Origin of the sequence: Acinetobacter sp. IRS14, from assembly GCF_034650275.1 — a bacterium.
Classification (GTDB): domain Bacteria; phylum Pseudomonadota; class Gammaproteobacteria; order Pseudomonadales; family Moraxellaceae; genus Acinetobacter; species Acinetobacter oleivorans.
This window is the reverse complement of the sequence record NZ_JAOVFN010000048.1, coordinates 1-2,796: the sequence shown is the minus strand read 5'-3', so window position 1 is coordinate 2,796 and position 2,796 is coordinate 1. Positions and strand designations below refer to the sequence as shown.

Genomic DNA, 2,796 nt, shown 5'->3' with positions numbered 1-2,796 from the left:
GGACATCGCCCTTTCACGGCGGTAACCGGGGTTCGAATCCCCGTAGGGACGCCATATTCTGCTTTAAAAATTATAAAAAGACTCTATCGTCACCTTACTGTTTATTCTTTATCTCTTTCTAGATTGCACATTTGTCTATTTTATCTAAAATAGCGTCTTTCTTAATTCTCTCAATGTGTAATATGCAGCCATCTGACAATCAACTAGATGCTCATCAGCATCAGAACAGTACTGCACCTTTAAAAAGAGCCATGAGTACTCGCCATCTTGTGATGTTATCACTAGGCGGAGCTATCGGAACTGGTCTCTTTTTAGGTTCAGGGGAAGTCATTTCACAAACTGGAGCTATTGGCGCAATTATTGCCTATATACTTGGTGGCGCGATCGCTTACATGGTCATGCTTTGCCTAGGAGAGCTTGCTGTACACATGCCTGTTTCAGGCTCTTTTGGTGCTTATGCCAAAAAATATATTAGTCCTAGTACTGGCTATATGATTTCTTGGATGTACTGGCTGACCTGGACTGCAACGCTTGGAACTGAGTTCACAGCTGCGGCATTACTCATGCAGGAATGGTTCCCACATATTTCAATGTGGATCTGGACAATTGTTTTTGCAATCACTATTTTTGGCTTAAATATTAGTTCAACTCGAATTTTTGCTGAGTCTGAGTTTTGGCTCGCTCTTGTTAAAGTCATTACCGTGATTGCTTTTATTGTGCTCGGCCTACTAGCAATTTTTGGTTTAATTCCTTTTCATGGCAGCCAAACTGCACCACTATTTAGCAACCTTACAGCGCAAGGCTGGTTCCCACATGGTTTAATTCCTATTTTCACCACCATGCTGATTGTTAACTTTGCTTTCTCAGGAACAGAATTAATTGGCGTAGCAGCAGGTGAAACCAAAGATCCAGCTCAGAATGTACCCAAAGCAATTAATGCTGCAATTTGGCGTCTTCTTATTTTCTTTGTGGGTACCATTATTGTTATTAGCGCCTTGCTTCCCTTCCAGCTTGCAGGTTTAGGCGGTGAAAGCGTAAGTAGCAGTCCATTTGTTACTGTATTTAATTATATTGGCATTCCATATGCGGATGACATTATTCGATTTGTAATTATTACCGCTCTGCTTTCAGCAGCAAACTCAGGACTTTACGCTGCTTCACGCATGATGTGGTCACTGTCAGAACAAAAATTATTACCTAGCGTATTTTCCAAACTTTCAAGAAGTGGGACACCTATTGTTGCCCTAGTTGTAACAATGTTTGGAGCAATTCCTGGTTTGTTATCAGAGCAATTTGCACCAGAGACCATTTTTAAGAATCTACTCGGTGTAGCTGCTTTTACCATGGTTATTGTCTGGATGAGCATTTGTTTAAGTCAGTTCAATTTCCGCCGCCAATGGTATAAATCTGGCCATACTGTTAAAGACTTACAATATGCCGCTCCATTATTCCCTATCGTTCCAATTTTAGGTTTTATTTTCTGCTTTATTACTTGCTTAAGTATGGCTGCAGACCCTGAAATGCGTGCTGGTTTTGTGGGCTGTCTTATTTTTACAGCTTTATGTTATGTCAGCTATTTTATTTTTTACCGCAATAAAGCCTAAATCGCTTTGATTGAATTAAAGTGTAGCAAAAAGCTACACTTTTTTTTGCCTACATACTGGTTTTATATAACGTACCGTTGTAGATTAAAATTTATATTAAAAACAATTCCTTGTATAGAATGAAAATTATATTTATCCACGGGATGAACCAACAGAATTACACTGCTCATCGCTTAAAAGAGCATTGGCTAAAAGTATTTAAGCTTGGCCTAAAACAGATGCCTTGCAAAGTTAACGTGCGTGATCTTCATATTCACATGCCATTTTATGGCGATCTAATGACTAAATATCAATTGAGCAATCAATTAGACCTAAATACTTTATTACCCAAGTCATTTATAAATAATTATTTACCCATTCACTTACATCACAGCAATCCTCCTACCAAGGAACACACTCCATTTGTTCCTTTATTGCTACCAGCAACTGACCAAGCTGAAAAAAGCTTTTCAGAACGCCTTTATCTCACTTCTCAGCTCGTAAAGGACCGCGTACTCAAAGAGCTGGTTGTTCTTTTAAATAACTTTCCTAAATTGCATGAGAGCTTGATACAACAGTTTCTGATTGAAACTTATATGTACTTATCTAATCCTGAATTTATGGAGGAAGTGAATGAGCGGATTTTAAAGAAAATGCGAGAGGAAGATGATTATATTGTCGTTGCGCACTCTCTCGGCTCAGTTATTGCTTTTAACCTACTTTCAAACCCTGCATATCGGTTCTCAATTAAACGATTTATAACGTTAGCTTCTCCTTTATCTTTTCGCGTAATTCAAAGTAAGCTTCCGATTCCAATTGTTAGGCCATCATGTATTCACGGTGATTGGTTTAATTTTTACTCTCAAGACGATTTTCTAACTGCATTTCCACTATGTGAGGCCCCATTTAATTTTGATCCTCCAATTATTAATCAGAAAATCTATACCTTTGCCAACCAGCCGCATGAGATTTTAGGGTATCTACAACATCCGTCCGTTATAAAGGCAATTATTGAGCCTTTTCAGAAAAATGAAGGATAAATGTATATATTTTCTACAATTAGAGTTATTTTTAATCGGTTGACTGTTTTTTTTAATATTTCTTCAGAAAACTATTTGACACTTTTATTAAATCGACCTAATATACGCCCACCTCTGAAACGTCCCTATCGTCTAGAGGCCTAGGACATCGCCCTTTCACGGCGGTAACCGGG

2 protein-coding genes are annotated in these 2,796 nt (G+C 38.3%); both read left to right on the top strand.

Annotated elements, in window-relative coordinates; translation table 11 throughout:
* Positions 1–182 precede the first annotated feature (182 nt).
* Positions 183–1,604 carry an amino acid permease gene (locus tag ODQ17_RS18950; protein ID WP_005300929.1) on the top strand — a complete coding sequence of 474 codons (1,422 nt, stop codon included), beginning with the start codon at positions 183–185 and terminating at the stop codon, positions 1,602–1,604.
* Between the two features lie 119 nt (positions 1,605–1,723).
* Positions 1,724–2,623, top strand: coding sequence for a hypothetical protein (locus ODQ17_RS18945; protein ID WP_322905596.1), 900 nt, complete (start codon positions 1,724–1,726; stop codon positions 2,621–2,623).
* Positions 2,624–2,796: the final 173 nt, after the last annotated feature.

Bases quoted from the DNA above. Each gene is read 5' to 3' on its own strand.
- ODQ17_RS18950 (WP_005300929.1), top strand. From the start codon at position 183: ATGCAGCCATCTGACAATCAACTAGATGCTCATCAGCATCAGAACAGT.
- ODQ17_RS18945 (WP_322905596.1), top strand. From the start codon at position 1,724: ATGAAAATTATATTTATCCACGGGATGAACCAACAGAATTACACTGCT.